This is a genomic window from Neorhizobium sp. JUb45 (genome assembly GCF_004343585.1).
Classification (GTDB): domain Bacteria; phylum Pseudomonadota; class Alphaproteobacteria; order Rhizobiales; family Rhizobiaceae; genus Neorhizobium.
The window spans coordinates 20,913-36,870 of record NZ_SLYW01000005.1; the positions used below are offsets into that span (position 1 = coordinate 20,913).

Annotated in this window: 16 protein-coding genes; 4 read left to right on the forward strand and 12 right to left on the reverse strand. The window is 60.3% G+C overall.

The window, feature by feature from the left end; genetic code table 11:
• The 4 genes from EDF70_RS19295 to EDF70_RS19310 all read right to left on the reverse strand — a co-directional run bounded on the left by EDF70_RS19295 (position 1) and on the right by EDF70_RS19310 (position 2,519).
• Positions 1–429, reverse strand: coding sequence for a DUF1178 family protein (locus EDF70_RS19295; protein ID WP_132276910.1), 429 nt, complete (start codon positions 427–429; stop codon positions 1–3).
• On the reverse strand, positions 426–1,283 hold the full coding sequence (locus tag EDF70_RS19300) for a carbon-nitrogen hydrolase family protein (protein WP_132276912.1): 858 nt from the start codon (positions 1,281–1,283) through the stop codon (positions 426–428). The genes EDF70_RS19295 and EDF70_RS19300 overlap by 4 nt, the downstream gene beginning before the upstream one ends.
• 45 nt (positions 1,284–1,328) lie before the next feature.
• Complete coding sequence (grxC, locus tag EDF70_RS19305; RefSeq protein ID WP_132276914.1) at positions 1,329–1,586, reverse strand: glutaredoxin 3; 258 nt, start codon at positions 1,584–1,586, stop codon at positions 1,329–1,331.
• 111 nt (positions 1,587–1,697) lie between these two features.
• Positions 1,698–2,519, reverse strand: coding sequence for a ComF family protein (locus EDF70_RS19310; RefSeq protein WP_132276916.1), 822 nt, complete (start codon positions 2,517–2,519; stop codon positions 1,698–1,700).
• Positions 2,520–2,665: 146 nt separating this feature from the next.
• Between EDF70_RS19310 and EDF70_RS19315 the strand changes: the two genes are divergently transcribed.
• The gene (locus tag EDF70_RS19315; RefSeq protein ID WP_132276918.1) at positions 2,666–3,535 is read left to right on the forward strand and encodes a methyltransferase domain-containing protein; all 870 of its coding nucleotides are present in this window, start codon (positions 2,666–2,668) and stop codon (positions 3,533–3,535) included.
• A gap of 4 nt (positions 3,536–3,539) precedes the next feature.
• Here EDF70_RS19315 and EDF70_RS19320 read toward each other — a convergent pair whose 3' ends face one another.
• The 6 genes from EDF70_RS19320 to EDF70_RS19345 all read right to left on the reverse strand — a co-directional run bounded on the left by EDF70_RS19320 (position 3,540) and on the right by EDF70_RS19345 (position 7,550).
• Complete coding sequence (locus tag EDF70_RS19320) at positions 3,540–3,722, reverse strand: Flp family type IVb pilin (RefSeq protein ID WP_132276920.1); 183 nt, start codon at positions 3,720–3,722, stop codon at positions 3,540–3,542.
• A gap of 9 nt (positions 3,723–3,731) precedes the next feature.
• Positions 3,732–4,064 (reverse strand): hypothetical protein, encoded by a 333-nt coding sequence (locus tag EDF70_RS19325; protein ID WP_132276922.1) that lies wholly within the window; start codon positions 4,062–4,064, stop codon positions 3,732–3,734.
• A 120-nt stretch (positions 4,065–4,184) separates the two neighbouring features.
• Positions 4,185–4,598, reverse strand: coding sequence for an 8-oxo-dGTP diphosphatase MutT (gene mutT / locus EDF70_RS19330; protein WP_132276924.1), 414 nt, complete (start codon positions 4,596–4,598; stop codon positions 4,185–4,187).
• Positions 4,595–5,374 carry a GNAT family N-acetyltransferase gene (locus EDF70_RS19335; protein ID WP_132276926.1) on the reverse strand — a complete coding sequence of 260 codons (780 nt, stop codon included), beginning with the start codon at positions 5,372–5,374 and terminating at the stop codon, positions 4,595–4,597. The genes mutT and EDF70_RS19335 overlap by 4 nt, the downstream gene beginning before the upstream one ends.
• A gap of 7 nt (positions 5,375–5,381) precedes the next feature.
• Positions 5,382–6,623, reverse strand: coding sequence for a bifunctional glutamate N-acetyltransferase/amino-acid acetyltransferase ArgJ (gene argJ, locus EDF70_RS19340; protein WP_132276928.1), 1,242 nt, complete (start codon positions 6,621–6,623; stop codon positions 5,382–5,384).
• 72 nt (positions 6,624–6,695) lie between these two features.
• Positions 6,696–7,550, reverse strand: coding sequence for a peptidylprolyl isomerase (locus EDF70_RS19345; RefSeq protein WP_132277584.1), 855 nt, complete (start codon positions 7,548–7,550; stop codon positions 6,696–6,698).
• 247 nt (positions 7,551–7,797) lie between these two features.
• Here EDF70_RS19345 and secA point away from each other — a divergent pair, with 247 nt between their 5' ends.
• The 3 genes from secA (at position 7,798) to EDF70_RS19360 (ending at position 13,369) form a co-directional block, all read left to right on the forward strand.
• Positions 7,798–10,509 (forward strand): preprotein translocase subunit SecA, encoded by a 2,712-nt coding sequence (gene secA / locus EDF70_RS19350; RefSeq protein WP_132276930.1) that lies wholly within the window; start codon positions 7,798–7,800, stop codon positions 10,507–10,509.
• Positions 10,510–10,685: 176 nt separating this feature from the next.
• Entirely contained in the window at positions 10,686–12,104 is a 1,419-nt protein-coding gene (locus tag EDF70_RS19355) for a lipopolysaccharide biosynthesis protein (RefSeq protein WP_132277586.1), read from the forward strand.
• The gene (locus EDF70_RS19360) at positions 12,101–13,369 is read left to right on the forward strand and encodes a GNAT family N-acetyltransferase (RefSeq protein ID WP_132276932.1); all 1,269 of its coding nucleotides are present in this window, start codon (positions 12,101–12,103) and stop codon (positions 13,367–13,369) included. The genes EDF70_RS19355 and EDF70_RS19360 overlap by 4 nt, the downstream gene beginning before the upstream one ends.
• A gap of 99 nt (positions 13,370–13,468) precedes the next feature.
• Here the strand turns inward: EDF70_RS19360 and EDF70_RS19365 are convergent, their stop codons facing one another.
• Together EDF70_RS19365 and EDF70_RS19370 are read right to left on the reverse strand one after the other, a co-directional pair.
• Positions 13,469–14,269: a hypothetical protein gene (locus EDF70_RS19365; RefSeq protein WP_132276934.1), complete on the reverse strand. Its 801-nt coding sequence runs from the start codon at positions 14,267–14,269 to the stop codon at positions 13,469–13,471.
• Positions 14,270–14,563: 294 nt separating this feature from the next.
• Positions 14,564–15,958: an FGGY-family carbohydrate kinase gene (locus EDF70_RS19370; RefSeq protein ID WP_207908282.1), complete on the reverse strand. Its 1,395-nt coding sequence runs from the start codon at positions 15,956–15,958 to the stop codon at positions 14,564–14,566.

Consider the following 15,958-nt stretch of genomic DNA (forward strand, 5'->3'; position numbering starts at 1 on the left):
TCAGTTGGCATCATCCGGAATGATCGGGATCGGCGCGATCTCAATGCCCTCGTCCAGCAGATCGCGGACCTCGCCAAAGCTCGCCTGGCCGATAATGCCGCGGGCATCCGCCTCGCCGTAATGGATCTTGCGCGCCTCTTCGGGAAACCGCTCGCCGACATCCTCGGCATTGGCCCTGATCTCGGCGACAGCCGCCTTCAGCTTGGCAACTGCTTCCGCCTTGGCCACATCCATGGCAACCGCCTGCCGTTTTTCCTTGGCCCGCGCAGTCGAAACGGACGGCGCCATCAGGCTTTTGGAGATGGTAGCGGAGCCACAGACGGGACAGGTCAGAAAACCGCTTGCCAACTGCCGGTCGAAATCGCCGCTTTCCGAAAACCAGCCTTCGAACGCATGCGCATTGTCACAGATGAGCGAATATTTGATCAAGCCGCAACCTCGCCGGACTTTGCCGGCGCGACGGTATCGAGCGTGAAGTCGCGGGCATTTTTCAGATTGGGGATTTTGCCACGTGCAGCCGGCACCTCGGCCACGTCGATCTCAGCGATGACGACCGCCTCGCCGCTGCCGCCGGCGGATGCCAGCACCTTGCCCCAGGGATCGATGATCATCGAGTGACCAAAGGTCTCGCGGCCGTCCTCATGCACACCGGCCTGCGCCGCCGCAATCAAGAAAGCCCCGTTCTCAATGGCGCGGGCACGCAACAGAATTTCCCAATGCGCCTCGCCGGTCTGGCGGGTAAAGGCAGCCGGAACGGTCAGAACTTCGGCACCGGCCACCGCTTCGGTACGGAACAGCTGAGGGAAACGCACGTCGTAGCAGATCGCAAAACCGAGCTTGGCAAAAGGCAGTTCGGCCACCCGCGCCTCCTCGCCCGGCCGGTAGACCGCGCTTTCGCGCCAGCTCTCGCCATTGTCGAGATCGACGTCGAACATGTGGATCTTGTCATAGGTGCAGATACGCGAGCCATCCGGCGCGAACAGAAATCCACGATTGGCGATCTTGCCGTCCTCGAGCGCAATCGCCGTGGAGCCCACATGCACATGGATGCCGAGTTCCTTGGCGAGATCTGCAGCAGTCGCCACGATGATGTCGCCATCCTCGTCCTTCAGCACGGCACGCAGGCCGGCGCGATCCTTCTGCACCGCCCCGGTCATTTCCGGCGTCTGCACATAGACCGCGCCTTTCGCGGCAGCGTCGCGCACCAGCCGCGCCATGTCGGCAGCGTTTTTCACCGGATCGACACCGGAGCACATCTGGATGGCGGCAGCCTTGAAAGCCATGATCCTGTTCCCTGTTTTTGCTTTTCTAAATCGTGAATATCGTAATCAGGCGGCCAGCAGCGGATCGAGCTTGCCGGCGCGTTCCAGCGCATGCAGGTCGTCGCAACCGCCGATATGCTGGCCGTTGATGAAGATCTGCGGGAAGGTCGTGCCGCCATTCGACACGGCGATCATTTCGCCGCGCGCTTCCGGCCGCTGCGTCGCATTATGTTCGACATAATCCGCGCCCTTGAAATCCAGAAGCGATTTGGCCCGCGAACAATAACCACAGCCGTCACGGGTATAGATGATGATGTCTGCCATAAAAATCTCCATGGGGAGGCGGCTTGAAAATGCCCTCCATGAAAACCCTTAGGGATCGGATGCTCCCGGTGGCACCATGAGGGCCATCCGGCCGTCTCGTCTGTTGTCTCTTCATATAGGCCCGGAAATCGCCAGTGCAAAGGTCAAAACCGTGACCTCGGTGGCACCCGCCCGCTTCAAGACAGCGGCTGCGGACGATACGGTTGCTCCGGTCGTATGAACGTCATCGACCAGCACCAGTCGCTTGCCAAAAACATCCGGTTCATGGCCCGGCACGATGGCAAACGCCGCGCGTACATTGTCCTGTCGTCCCTTGGCCGTCAGCCCGACTTGCCGGCTGGTGCGTTTCACGCGCTTCAACGTCGAAGGCAGCAGCGGTTTGCTTGACAGCTTTGCCAGATGCCGTGCGAGTTCCGCGGACTGATTGAATTTTCGAAGCGCAAACCGCGTCCAGTGCAAAGGCACCGGCAGAATACCGTCGCAACCGGCCAGATGTTCGGCCCCTGCCCGCTGCATCCACGCCGCCATCATGATCGCCAGATCGGTGCGGTCGCGATATTTCAGCCCATGTACAAGCCGGCGCGCAACGCCGTCATGGATCGCCACGGCCCGCAGCCGGTCGAAACGCGGTGGATCGGCGATAGCCTTGGCCGAAACCATACGCCCACCCTCGCCGGCCACTCCCGCCTCATGGTTGAAAGCAAAAGGAATACCGAGCACCTCGCAAAACGGCCGCTCGATAAAATGCACCGATTGCCAACAGACGGGGCAAAGCGCGCCGTGCTTGCCGATCATCACGCCGCAGCCTGCACAGACCGGCGGATAAACGAAATCCGCGATCCGGCGAAACAAGCCGGATGCGGCAAATGCAATCGACCCGGCCACGGTAAGGCCAGCCACCCCGCCGTCACTGTCACCGATCTCGTCCTCCATACCATCCCCCGACCAAGCTGAACGTTACAGCCAGCAAACCCTTTGGCCTTGACAATAATCGCTCACCGGCGCCTTTGCGATCCGGAATTCTTGGGGGATTGCGTTACGGCTACCATATGAAGCCGATCCCGCATCCGGAGTGCATGATGGACATTCTTTTCGACCTCGACCTGATCGCCACCCGCCGTGAGCGTGCCGCACGTCATCCGCTGCCGGGAGCCGATTTTCTGGCAGATCTGGCTGGCCGCGAACTGGCCGAACGGTTGGAAGTGGTCGAACGCAGCTTTGACCACGCGGTCGAACTACATGGCGGCATGGGCGCGGCGGCCCGCCTGAGCCTTGCCACCGGCAAGATAAAAAAACTCACCCGCATCGAAACGGACGCTGTCTTCGCCGGAGCCGGTGAGCAGACATTCGTTGCCGCACCGCTGGAAGATGTACCGCTGGAACCCCAGTCAGCCAATCTGGTGCTCTCACCGCTGGCGCTGCACCTCACCAACGATACACCCGGCGTGCTGATCCGCGTTCGCCGTGCACTAAAACCGGATGGTCTGTTTCTCGCCGCCATCCCCGGCGCCGGTACGCTTACGGAACTGCGCGATGTGCTGCTGGCAACCGAAGCGGAGTTATCGGGTGGCGCCAGCCCCCGTGTCATCCCCTTCCCGGATGTGCGCGATATCGGCGCCCTTCTCCAACGCGCCGGTTTTGCCCTGCCCGTCGCCGATGCCGAAACCTACACGGTTCGCTACGATTCGCTGTTTGACCTCGTCCGCGACCTGCGTGCCATCGGCATGACCAATCCGCTCGCCGGCCGCAGCCGTACGCCACTGACGCGAAAATTCCTGATGAGGGCTGCCCAGATCTACGCCGAACGTTATTCGGACCCGGACGGTCGCATCCGCGCGACATTCGCAATGATCTATGTGTCTGGATGGGCGCCGCACGAAAATCAGCCGAAACCGTTGAAGCCGGGTTCGGCTACGGTCAGGCTGGCGGATGCATTGAAGCGGAGCTGATCTTTTACCGGGTCTCTGACATCGTATCGTTCAACGTCGTCGCGACCTTGTTGAACAGGTTGCTGAGTTGGGTGCCGTATGCGCCCATGCCGCCAATGACCGCCGTACCGATAAGAGCGGCGATCAGCCCGTATTCGATAGCCGTCGCGCCGCTTTCGTCGCAAAGAAAGGAGCGGATCAATCGCATTTTGAGGCCTCAGCAACCGGTTTCGGAACTGTAGCCCTGTAAGACACACACCGAACCCGGCGTCTCCTGCAGGACACTTCTCCGGATGGTATAATGCTTATTCTTTTCTTTTGTGTTATCAGTACCGCGATGAATTGAACCAGTTGAGATCATGTCGAAGTCTTGCTGGATATTCGCAATGCGGCTCTGCTCGCTACGCTTGGCGAGCATAGGTGTCACGATCAGCGACAGAGCGATCGCGGCCGTACCGAACAGAAGGGCGACATTGAGCGCGCCGGTCCGACCCGACCGATACGCTGGCCGCTGTTTGGCGCGTGCAGTCTTCCAGATTTCGTCGTCCATCGCTCAAAGCCTCACACACGCAGTTACTTGCCCGCCAGAGCCTAAACTTCGCATGATCGGTTAAAGGATCTGTTAACGCCGTTGCTTTAGTCGCACAGGGCGAAAATCACCTGTGGATAGTCAGAGAAGATCCTGCAGGAAGGGAATCAACGGCTCATCGGCCGGCGGCATCGGGTAATCCCGTAGCGCCTGTGGGCGCACCCACTTGATCGCCTGTCCCTCGCGCCCTGACGGAATACCCTCGTAACGACGGCAGATATAAAGCGGCATCAGCAGATGAAACGTCTCATAGGTATGGCTGGCAAAGGTCAGCGGTGCGAGACATGCCACCTTGGTAACGATACCCAGCTCTTCCTCGAGTTCACGCACCAAAGTCTCTTCCGGTGTCTCGCCGGCCTCGACCTTGCCACCGGGAAACTCCCAGAGACCGGCAAGCGATTTGCCTTCCGGGCGCTGCGCCAGAAGAATACGGCCATCGGTATCGATCAGGGCACAGGCCGCCACCAGCAGGATCTTGCGTTCGGTTGCGCTCACGCCGTCTCGTCCTTGCGCCAGTAATGATATTGATAGGCTTCGCGGAAGCCAAACCGCTTGTAGAGCGCCAGCGCCGCCGCATTGGTATCGACAACCTGCAGCCAGGCGGTACGCGCACCACTGATCCGGGCCCAGCGCAAAGCCGCCGAAAGAAGCTCGGTGCCCAAGCCCTGCCCGCGGCGAGCTTCGGCAACTGCCAGATCCTGAATACCGGCCAGATCGTTGTCCTGCACGCAGATCGCCACGGCTGCCGGGCCTTCACCGGGGTTTTCCATCAGGAAAAGACCCATCGTCGGTTTGATGGCGCTAAGGATTTCCGCCATGGCAGGCTTGATTGCCGGATCGGATCCATGCACGGCAAGGCTGGCATCGATGAAACGGCCGATATCATGGGTCGGCAGATGCGCCAGTGTTTCCGGAAGATCGATCGCACCGAGGTCGACCGTCATGACGGAGACGCTCTCGATGATCTTCCAGCCGTTTTCGTCCAGCTTGTCGAGCAGAGCTTTCGGCGAAAGCGGTGTCTCGCGGATGACCAGTTGTCTTCCGTAGTGGGCAAAACGCTTGCGCGCCTTTTCCAGCCGGATATCGGCATCGCGGTAATCGGAAGGATCGAGCGGCACGACGCAGTTGAGCCGCTTCGACGGATGGCCGCCGGTCAGCCGCACCTGCCAGCTGCCGTCATAAACCACGGAGGCCGCCGGCCACGCCCGGAAGCCGACAGCTTCCAGACGCCGCACCATCGGCAGATCACCATGGGGAGAATTTGCCAGCATCAAGACATCAGCTCCGGTAATCGCCGTTGATGGCGACATATTCCTTGGTGAGATCGCAGGTCCAAACGGTCGCCGTACCCGATCCCAGACCGAGATCGACGCGCACCGGAATGTCCTGGCCCTTCATCACGTTCGAGGCGGCATCTTCAGAATAACCGGCATCACGCTCGCCGTTGACGGCAACACGCACGTCGCCGAACCAGATCGCCAGCTTGTCGCGATCGGCGGCTTCGCCGGCCTTGCCAACGGCCATGACGATACGGCCCCAATTGGCATCCTCGCCGGCAGCCGCGGTCTTCACCAGCGGCGAATTGGCGATCGACAGCGCGATCGTCTTGGCGGCAGCGTCGCTTTCGGCACCGGTCACGGTGATCTCCAGCATTTTTGTAGCGCCTTCGCCATCACGCGCCACCTGAATGGCCAGATCCTTCAGAAGCGCGTTCAGCGCATCACGGAAAGAAGCAAGCGCCGGATCCTTGGCATCGACGATCTGCTTCTGGCCATCCTTGGCGGCCGCGCCTGTTGCGAACACCATCAGCGTATCGGACGTGGATGTGTCGCTGTCGACGGTCATCGAATTGAAGCTCGGCTCGACACCGGCAGAAAGCAGGCTCTGCAGCACCGGCGCGGTAATATCGGCATCGGTCACAACGAAGGAGAGCATGGTCGCCATATCGGGCGCGATCATACCGGCACCCTTGGCGATGCCGTTGATCGTCACCGTCACACCACCGATCTCGGCGGTGCGGGTCGCGACCTTCGGATAGGTGTCGGTAGTCATGATCGCCTTGGCCGCTTCCAGCCAGAAATCACCGGTCGCGGTCTTGTGCATGTCGCCCAGAACGCCGGAAAACTTGGTGGCATCGAGCGGCTCGCCGATCACGCCGGTCGAGGCGAGATAGACCTCGTTCTCACCGCAGCCCACCGCTTCGGATGCGGACTTGGCCGTCAGCTCGGTCGCAGCCTTGCCCTTGATGCCGGTAAAGGCATTGGCATTGCCGGAATTGACCACCACCGTACGGGCAACACCGTGCGACAGGTTGGTGCGGCAGAAATCCACTGGTGCCGACGGGCACTTGGACTTGGTGAATACGCCCGCCACCGCTGCCGGCTCATCGAACACCATCATCAGCACATCGGTACGGTTTTTGTACTTGATGCCGGCGGCAGCCGTTGCCATGCGCACACCGCGCAGCGACGGCATGTCTGGATAGGATTTCGGAGCGAGCGGAGAAATGGTGGCGGACATGGTCAAAACCCTGGATCTTGAAATACCGGACATGGAAAGGCCCGCGTGAGCGGGCCTCTTTAGAAAAGCAGATTACTGCTGCTGCTGTTCCTTGGTGGCGTCTTCGTAAGCCTTCTTCAGCGCTTCGTCGGTGATTTCCACCTTCTGCTCTGCCTTGGCCTTTTCGAGAAGTGCCGAATACTTTTCCTGCATCACCAGCTGGCGAACCTGCGGCTCGACCTGCTCGAATGCCGGCGGAGCGGCTTCGCGCTTGTCTTCGACCTTGATGACGTGGAAGCCGAACTGCGACTTAACCGGGGTCTTGGTGTAGGCGCCCTTTTCGAGCGTGAAAGCGGATTCTTCGAATTCCGGAACCATGCGGCCCTTGGTGAAGTAACCGAGGTCACCACCGTCGGACTTGCTGGAATCTTCCGACTTGGCCTTTGCCAGTTCGATGAAGTCCTTGCCTTCGTCGAGCTGCTTGATGATGTCCTTGGCCTCTTCCTCGGTCTTTACGAGGATGTGACGGGCATGCACTTCTTCTTCCTTGGGAAGCGAAGCGATTTCCTTCTCATAACGAGCCTTCACTTCTTCGTCCTTGACGGCATCGAAGACGGACTTGCGCAGATAGGCATTGTGCAGCTCGCGTTCCTGCAGGAAGGCAAGACGCTTCTTGAAGTCGTCAGTGTTCTGCAGGCCTTCAGCGGTCGCGTTCTTGGCAAGCAGCTTGACGTCGATGACCTGCGACAGGGCAGCAGCCTGCTTCTGCTCGTCAGGGAGCTGCTGGTACTGCGGGCCGAGGCTGGAGGCAGCCATTTCCAGATCGGACTTGTGGATCTCGACACCATCGACCTTGGCAACGACTGCGTCGTCCTGTGCGAAGACCGTGGAAGAGAAGGAGATCGCAGCGATCAGAGCGGTGGCTGCAAGAAGCTTATGGCGCAACATATAGAAACCTTTCGGGTTAGGCACCGGTATCTGCATGCGTGATCCCGGCTGGAATCCTTCAAAAACACCGGATTGTGGCCATTCTGTATCGGCCGGAACCGTTGACATCATTCGGCCCCCCTCTTATCTGTCACGCAACTTCGCGTCCAGAAGAGTTTCAGGCGCAGCGGAGCAATTTGTTGGGTTGAAAGACCTTGCAATCGAACGGTCCGCAACCATGGGACATGATTGAGAAAGGACCATTCGGATGGTCAGCTTCGGCGGCATCGCCCGCAAACTGTTCGGCTCGGCTAATGATCGCCGCGTCCGCTCCTATAGTTCCCGCATTCAGGCAATCGCTGCCCTCGAAGAGAAGACCAAGGCGCTGACAGACGAGCAACTGTCCGCCAAAACGGTCGAATTCCGGCAGATGCTGGCCGACGGCAAGACGCTCGACGATATCCTCGCCCCGGCATTTGCCGTGCTGCGCGAGGCCTCGCTCCGCGTTCTCGGCATGCGTCCCTTCGACGTGCAGCTCACCGGCGGCATGATTCTTCACGACGGCGACATCGCCGAAATGAAGACCGGCGAAGGCAAGACCCTTGTAGGCACCCTGCCCGTCTACCTCAACGCATTGTCCGGCAAGGGCGTGCATGTGGTAACGGTCAACGACTACCTCGCCAGCCGCGACGCCGCCACCATGGCCCGCCTTTACAGCTTCCTCGGCCTTTCCACCGGCGTCATCGTCCACGGTCTGGACGACGAACAGCGCCGCGAGGCCTATGCCTGCGACATCACCTACGCGACCAATAACGAACTCGGCTTCGATTATCTTCGCGACAACATGAAGTTCGAGCGCGGCCAGATGGTCCAGCGCGGCCACAACTTTGCGATCGTCGACGAAGTCGACTCGATCCTGGTCGACGAAGCCCGTACGCCGCTGATCATTTCCGGCCCGCTGGATGACCGTTCCGATCTTTACAACACGATCGACGCCTTCATCCCGATGCTGTCGGCCGAAGACTACGAGATCGACGAAAAGCAGCGCTCTGCCAACTTCTCTGAAGACGGCACCGAAAAGCTGGAAAACCTGCTGCGTCAGGCCGGCCTTCTGAAGGGCGAATCGCTCTACGACGTCGAGAACGTCGCGATCGTTCACCACATCAACAACGCGCTGAAGGCCCACAAGCTGTTCAGCCGCGACAAGGACTACATCGTCCGCAACGGCGAAATCGTCATCATCGACGAATTCACCGGCCGCATGATGCCGGGCCGCCGCTTTTCCGAAGGCCAGCATCAGGCGCTGGAAGCCAAGGAAAAGGTGCAGATCCAGCCGGAGAACCAGACACTCTCCTCGATCACCTTCCAGAACTATTTCCGCATGTATGAAAAGCTTGCCGGCATGACCGGTACGGCCTCGACGGAAGCGGAAGAATTCGGCAACATCTACAATCTCGAAGTTGTCGAAGTACCGACCAACCTGCCGATCCAGCGTATCGACGAGGACGACGAAGTCTATCGTACCGGCGAGGAAAAGTTCACCGCGATCATCAAGGAGATCCAGGATGCGCACAAGCGCAACCAGCCGGTTCTCGTTGGCACGACCTCGATCGAAAAATCCGAACTGCTGGCCACCATGCTGCGCAATGACGGCTTTGAAAACTTCCAGGTCCTGAACGCCCGTTATCACGAGCAGGAAGCCTATATCGTGTCGCAGGCCGGCGTGCCGGGCGCCGTCACGATCGCCACCAACATGGCCGGTCGTGGTACCGACATCCAGCTCGGCGGCAATGTCGACATGCGTCTCGAGCGCGAGCTTGAAGGCATCGAGGACGAAGCCGAGCGCAAGTCCATCGAAGCGACGGTTCGTGCCGAGATCAAGGTACTCAAGGCCAAGGCTCTGGAAGCCGGCGGCCTTTACGTCATCGCTTCGGAACGTCACGAAAGCCGCCGTATCGACAACCAGCTGCGCGGCCGTTCCGGCCGTCAGGGCGATCCGGGCCGCTCGAAATTCTACCTTTCGCTTCAGGACGACCTGATGCGCATCTTCGGCTCCGACCGCATGGACGGCATGCTGCAGAAGCTGGGCCTCAAGGAAGGCGAAGCCATCGTCCATCCGTGGATCAACAAGGCTCTGGAACGCGCCCAGAAGAAGGTCGAAGCCCGCAACTTCGACATCCGTAAAAACCTTCTGAAATACGACGACGTCACCAACGACCAGCGCAAGGTCATCTTCGAACAGCGCCTGGAAGTCATGGACGCCGAAGACCTGACCGAAATCGTCGACGACATGCGTCAGGACGTCATCGACGCACTGGTCGGCAAGCATATCCCCGAGCGCGCCTATGCCGAACAGTGGGATGCCGCCGGTCTTCAGGCCGAAGTCGCCCGCCTGCTCAACCTCGAACTTCCGATCGTCGAATGGGCGCAGGAAGAAGGTATCGGCGAGGAGGACCTGCGCGAACGCATCACCGAGGCCGCGGAAAAGGCCAATGCGGAACGCACCGAACGTTTTGGCGCGGAAATCATGACCTATGTCCAGCGTTCCGTGACGCTGCAGACACTCGACCACCTCTGGCGCGAGCATATCGTCAACCTCGACCACCTGCGCTCCGTCGTCGGTTTCCGTGGTTACGCCCAGCGCGATCCGCTGCAGGAATACAAGGCCGAAGCCTTTGAGCTTTTCCAGGCCCTGCTTGCCAACCTGCGCGAAGCAGTCACGGCACAGATGATGCGCGTTGAACTGGTTCAGAACCCCGAGCCTCCGCAGCCGCCGGAAGTGTCTGGCGAGCACCATATCGACGCCTCGACCGGTTGGGACGAAGTGGCGAACCGCGATGGCCAGGACTTTATTGCGGCCCCGCAGGACCGCCGTCCGGAAGATCCCTCCACCTGGGGCAAGATCGGGCGCAACGAAAATTGCCCCTGTGGTTCGGGCAAGAAATACAAGCATTGCCACGGCGCTTTCGAAAGCGCCTGATCTGCCAATGATCAGAATAAAAATGCCGCCTCCGGGCGGCATTTTTTGTTGCCACAAGCCTGTTGAAGGCGTCCTCAGTATATAACAGACATTACTAATGGAAACAGTTTCTTAACGCTGTTCTGACACTCTAGGCGACTGTGTATCTGCGTCATTGCGAGTATTGCGTGTCCCTGGTGACGGTCATCCAGTTTGCGGAGCGTCAGCTTCCGCATCCCCTGCGTCGGCGGACCGCCCCGGTCCTGCTTCGGCTGCAATCAATGCTGACCGCAGAGAATGACACCGCGCGCGCCCAGCGCATGGCCCTGATCGCCTTCGTCATTCGTGTCGTCAGCGCCGGCATTGCATTCGTCTCCCAGATCATCCAGGCGCGCCTTATGGGCGAGTTCGAATACGGCATATTCGCTTTCGTCTGGGTGCTGGTCGTGGTGTTCGGCAATCTTTCCTGCCTCGGCATGCACACCGCCGTCATCCGCTTCCTGCCGGTGCATCGCTCGGAAAACGACCACAGCCTCGTGCGCGGCCTCAACTGGACGGTGCGCGTCTTCGCCATGGTCTCGGCAAGCATCCTTGCTGCCATCGGCCTTGCCGTCCTGCATTTTGCCGGCGAAAAGATCACCGACTACTGGCTGGTGCCGCTGTTCCTCGGCCTCTTCACGCTGCCCATGATTGCGCTCGGCGACGTGCTGGACGGCACGGCACGCGCCAACGGATGGACGGTGACGGCACTGTCGCCAACCTACATCATCCGCCCTGTCCTCATCCTCGCCTTCATGCTGCTGGCCGTGTGGATCGGCGAACCGCGCACTGCCGTGACCGCTATGACGGCGGCGCTGGCGGCCACCTATGTGACGACAATGACGCAGTTCATCCGCGTAACCTGGCGCCTGCGCAGGAGCTATGGCCGTGGCGCACTGCGCTTCAGCGTGCTGCCATGGATGAAGTTTTCGCTGCCGGTTTTTCTCGTCGATGGCATCGGCTTTCTGCTCACCAATTCGGACGTCGTCGTCGTCGGTCTCTATATGCCGCCGGATCAGGTCGGTGTGTATTACGCGGCCGCCAAGACTATCGCGCTGGTGCAGTTCGTCTATTTCTCCGTGAAGGCAGCCGCCGCTCCGCGCTTTTCCGCCATCATGGCGGCAGGGGATCATGATGCGCTTGCCGGTTTTGCCGGACAGGCAGCCCGCTGGACCTTCTGGCCGGCACTGGGTGTGGGGCTCGGCGTGCTGGCGCTTGGTGAATTCCTGCTGTCGCTGTTCGGTTCGGCCTTCACCTCCGGTTACATCCTGATGGTCATCCTGTTTGCCGGCATCCTGACAAAGGCATCGATCGGCCCGGGCGAAGTGCTTCTCAGCATGGCCGGCCGGCAAAAACTCTGCGTCGCGCTCTATTCCGTGACGCTTGCTGCCAACATCAGCCTGAACGTGATCCTGATACCGCATTTCGGCCTGATTGGTGCCGCATCGGCAACGGCGGGCGCGATGGTGGTGGAAACGATACTCCTGCATATCGCCGTACGCCGTGTTCTCGGCATCGTGCTGTTTGCATTCGCCGATCCGCGGCCCGCACATAAAATTGCGAAAGCGAAACCATGACCTTGCCTCCGATCAGCAACGACGTTTACCAGCCTGCGCCGGACGCACGGGAACTCGCACGCATGGAGCGCCCCAATGCCGAGATCACCGTCGATGTCGGCCGGTCCGGGCGCCATATGTCGATCTATCCGGCAGCCCTCGGCTACGATCTGCAGGAGGAACTGGACTTTCTCTCCAACCGCGTGATGGAGCCGAACATTTTTTTCTCCGGCCGCCTGCTGGCGCCGGCAATGCCGCGCGTGGAAGACCGCGATGTGCGTCTGGCCCTGATCCGCGACGATCGTGATGGCCGCAGCCGCATGCGTCTGCTGCTGCCCTACTCGGTGGAAAAGCCCGGTTTCTCGATGGGGCCGCCGATCATCCGTGTCTGGGCCAACCCGTTCGGCCCGCTGGGCACGCCTCTGGTGGATGCAGAAGACGCTGCCGAGACCATCGACAATCTCCTTGAGGCGCTCGGCTCCCGCCAGGCAAAGCTGCCTTCCGTTCTGGTCCTGCCGGATCTGCGCCTTGACGGCCGGTTTGCGCAATTGCTGCGCGCCGTGGCGATCAGCCGCGAATTGCCGGTCACCGTGACCGGCCAGTATCAGCGCCCGATGCTGGAAAGCCTGCTCGATGGCGATGCCTATCTGAAAAAGGCGATGACATCCGCTCACCTGCGTGACATGCGCCGCCAATGGCGGCTGCTCGAAAAGGAAGGCAGCCTTTCCTACAATGTTGCGCGTCAGCCATCCGAAATCCGCAAGCGCACGGAAGAGTTTCTGGCGCTGGAAGCCAAGGGCTGGAAGGGTCGCAAGCGCAGCGCCCTGATCAGTGATCGCTACCGTGCTGCCTTTGCCCGCGAAGCGATCAGCAATCTTGCCGAAGCCGACGCCGTGCGTATCCACACGATCGATTTCGAAGGCCGTGCCATTGCAAGCCTCGTCGTCTTCGTCATGGCCGGCGAAGCTTACACCTGGAAGACGGCCTATGATGAGAATTACAGCCGCTTCTCACCGGGCAAGCTTTTGATGATGAAGCTGACCGACTGGCATCTCGATGACGCCAACATCATGCGCACCGACAGCTGCGCCGTGCCCGATCACCCGATCATGAGCCGTTTCTGGGAAGAACGCGAGAATATGGGTACGGTTCTGATCGGCCTGCGTTCAAACGTGGACCGCGACATGCGCCAGGCGGCGAGCCAGCTGCATTTCTATCGCAACACCCGCAACGTCGCCCGCATGCTGCGCCAGAAGATCATGGCCATGGCCGGCCGTCACGGTTGAGAAAACCGACGATGCGGCGACGTAAACCGTACATCCCCTCTATGCTGAACAGAAAAAAGCCCACGGCCGAAACCATGGGCTTTTTCGGGAGGTAACTGTTTAGCGCTTTGCGGAAGCATTCAGCAGCTTGCAAAGTGATACAAGCGAAGCGTCATAACCACCACCGCCGCCGAGAACACTCCGGCAGGTGATCAGCAGCTTCTTGCGCTCGGCTTCCGACATGCGGTTATAGGCCTGAAGGGCAGCAGAAGGGCTCCTCACACCGGTATTGTTTCGACCGGGATTCGTGCCGGTTCCCGGACCTGTCACACCAGGCGTCACGCCGCCCGGATTTGGGCCACCGGGAGTCGTTCCCGGGCGACCACCACCGATGCTAACGCCGACATTGGCGTTCGTACCACCAACCGATGCGTTGACATTGGCGTTGACACCGCGGCCACCGCCGATGGCGGCACCGACACCCGCATTGATGCCGCCACTGCCGCCGATCGAGGCGGTCGTGCTGGCATCGATACCGTCGCGACCGAGGGCCGCACCAACGCCGGCACTCAGACCACTTGATCCGCCGACATTTGCACCGACACCGGCATTGACACCATTGCTGGTTCCGACGCCGACACCGGCATTAACGCCGCTGGCACCGCCGGCAGAGACGCCGACACCAAGACCACCGCCGCCAAGGCCTACGCCGGCATTGACGCCGCCGATCGATGCACCGACACCGAGACCGCCATTGCTGCTGCCAACACTCACACCACCAAGGCCGCCCAGTCCAAGCCCGCCACCGCCATTACCGCTGCCGCCACCGCCGAGACCACCAAGAGACTGTGCGAAGGCGCCAGAGGCAACCGGAAACACGAGGCATACAGAAAGAACCAGAAGTTTACTCGACTTGCGCATGTCATTCTCCTCTCAATACCCTCAGCTTCTGCGAGGTTGTGAGGGTAATAGAGCATGTTTTTGACTTGCTGTTTTAGCTTTACATAATTCAACCAAAGCAAGAATTAATTGTTGCAACGCACCTAATCAATCTGTTTCAGATTGGCACAAAAATCGCTGTTTTCGATAGTTTCCATGCCGCTTTCGATCTTCGGTGGCACACCAACAGATGCGCCGCCACCTGCGATGGCAACAACCAGATAACGCTATCGAGAAGGATGACGTCGGAAAAGGCACCACGCTCGGCACAAGGCTTCAGGCGGCAGCCACCATGCCGAGGCCCCCCAGCCACAGGGTCTTGTAGGACAGGGCCGACGGTATCGACCACGGTTCAACGCGCCGGCAGGAAAGAGACGCCAGTCGTGCACCCGTCAGCAGACTTGCGCCGGCACTGGTTCCGGTTGATCCGGAAACCGCCAGAACATCCCGCCCGGTCAATGCCGCCAGCAGCTGCAGATAAACCGCGTTATCGGCAAAAGGTCCTTCGACAATCGTGTCTCCACCCGCACCGAGCAAACCAAGGCAGGCATCCGTCATCAATGCGGCATAGATTGTTGCAAGCGCATGGGCCTCTGCCGCAGTTTGAGGAGCCTCCCCCACCCATTCATGCTGCCGGTCTGGAAAAGGCCCCGAGCCATGCATGAGACCGGGTAACAGCATCCGGCCCGCAGAGAGCATGTTCGCGACAGATACGCCAACCTCCTCGGAACCCGGTTGCGGCCAGTCCGACGTCAGCATTTCGAATTCACGCCCGCCCATGAACCGGGAAGACGGAACTGCGCGGCCATGCGCATCGACATTGGCAAGCGTATCGCGCGCGGGATCCAGCCCGGCGAGGTTTCCGCCGACAGCAAAGCTCACCACCCAGGTTCCGGTCGAAACGACGGAGAACGGACTCTGCCGACCCACCAGATGCGGAAGCAGTGATGCATTGGAGTCGTGAATACCGCAGAAAACGGGGACCGGCCTGGCCAGACCCATTCGCTCGGCAATCCGAGGCACGACATGTCCCAGCATATCGAATGCAGAGCGAACCGGCGCCATCAGTTGCCGCAGGCCAAGTGCATCGACAAGCGTGGAATATTCGCCCCTGCCCGGTCGCCACAGATCCGTGTGGCAGCCAAGCGACGTGGCTTCGTTGGCGGCAATGCCCGTCAACCGAAAGGCCCAGTATTGCGGATAGGTCAGGATGGTGGCAACGCGCGAAAACTCAGCGGCAAAACATTCCTTCTGGTAATGCAGCTGCGCACCGAGATTGAGCCCATTGGCAAGCGGTGGCGAGGCGGTTTCCGCAAAAGCCGGACGAAGCGCCGAATAAGCATGCCGAACATGCTGCGGATAGGCATGCTCGTAATCCAGCACCGGCAGAGCCAAATGCCCCTCGGTGTCGAGCAACGCCGCACATGCACCGTGCGTGGTGATGGAAATCGCATCATAACCCGGTTCGATCGCAAAACGCGCAAGCGCATCGAGCGCGAACGACCAGATACCTTCCACATCGTAATGTGGGTATGGCGGCCCGGTGAGGACGCGGTTGGGCATCTTTAGAGTCGCAACTTCGCCACCCGAGGCGACATCGACCACCACGACCTTGGCATTGGTCTTGCCGATATCCAGCACGGCGATGCGTCGAAAATCACTCCCCCCCAA

Coding starts and splice junctions, on each gene's coding strand:
- EDF70_RS19300 (WP_132276912.1), bottom strand. CDS start 1,283: ATGGCTTTCAAGGCTGCCGCCATCCAGATGTGCTCCGGTGTCGATCCG.
- grxC (WP_132276914.1), bottom strand. CDS start 1,586: ATGGCAGACATCATCATCTATACCCGTGACGGCTGTGGTTATTGTTCG.
- EDF70_RS19310 (WP_132276916.1), bottom strand. CDS start 2,519: ATGGAGGACGAGATCGGTGACAGTGACGGCGGGGTGGCTGGCCTTACC.
- EDF70_RS19315 (WP_132276918.1), top strand. CDS start 2,666: ATGGACATTCTTTTCGACCTCGACCTGATCGCCACCCGCCGTGAGCGT.
- EDF70_RS19320 (WP_132276920.1), bottom strand. CDS start 3,722: ATGCGATTGATCCGCTCCTTTCTTTGCGACGAAAGCGGCGCGACGGCT.
- EDF70_RS19325 (WP_132276922.1), bottom strand. CDS start 4,064: ATGGACGACGAAATCTGGAAGACTGCACGCGCCAAACAGCGGCCAGCG.
- EDF70_RS19335 (WP_132276926.1), bottom strand. CDS start 5,374: ATGCTGGCAAATTCTCCCCATGGTGATCTGCCGATGGTGCGGCGTCTG.
- argJ (WP_132276928.1), bottom strand. CDS start 6,623: ATGTCCGCCACCATTTCTCCGCTCGCTCCGAAATCCTATCCAGACATG.
- EDF70_RS19345 (WP_132277584.1), bottom strand. CDS start 7,550: ATGTTGCGCCATAAGCTTCTTGCAGCCACCGCTCTGATCGCTGCGATC.
- secA (WP_132276930.1), top strand. CDS start 7,798: ATGGTCAGCTTCGGCGGCATCGCCCGCAAACTGTTCGGCTCGGCTAAT.
- EDF70_RS19360 (WP_132276932.1), top strand. CDS start 12,101: ATGACCTTGCCTCCGATCAGCAACGACGTTTACCAGCCTGCGCCGGAC.
- EDF70_RS19365 (WP_132276934.1), bottom strand. CDS start 14,269: ATGCGCAAGTCGAGTAAACTTCTGGTTCTTTCTGTATGCCTCGTGTTT.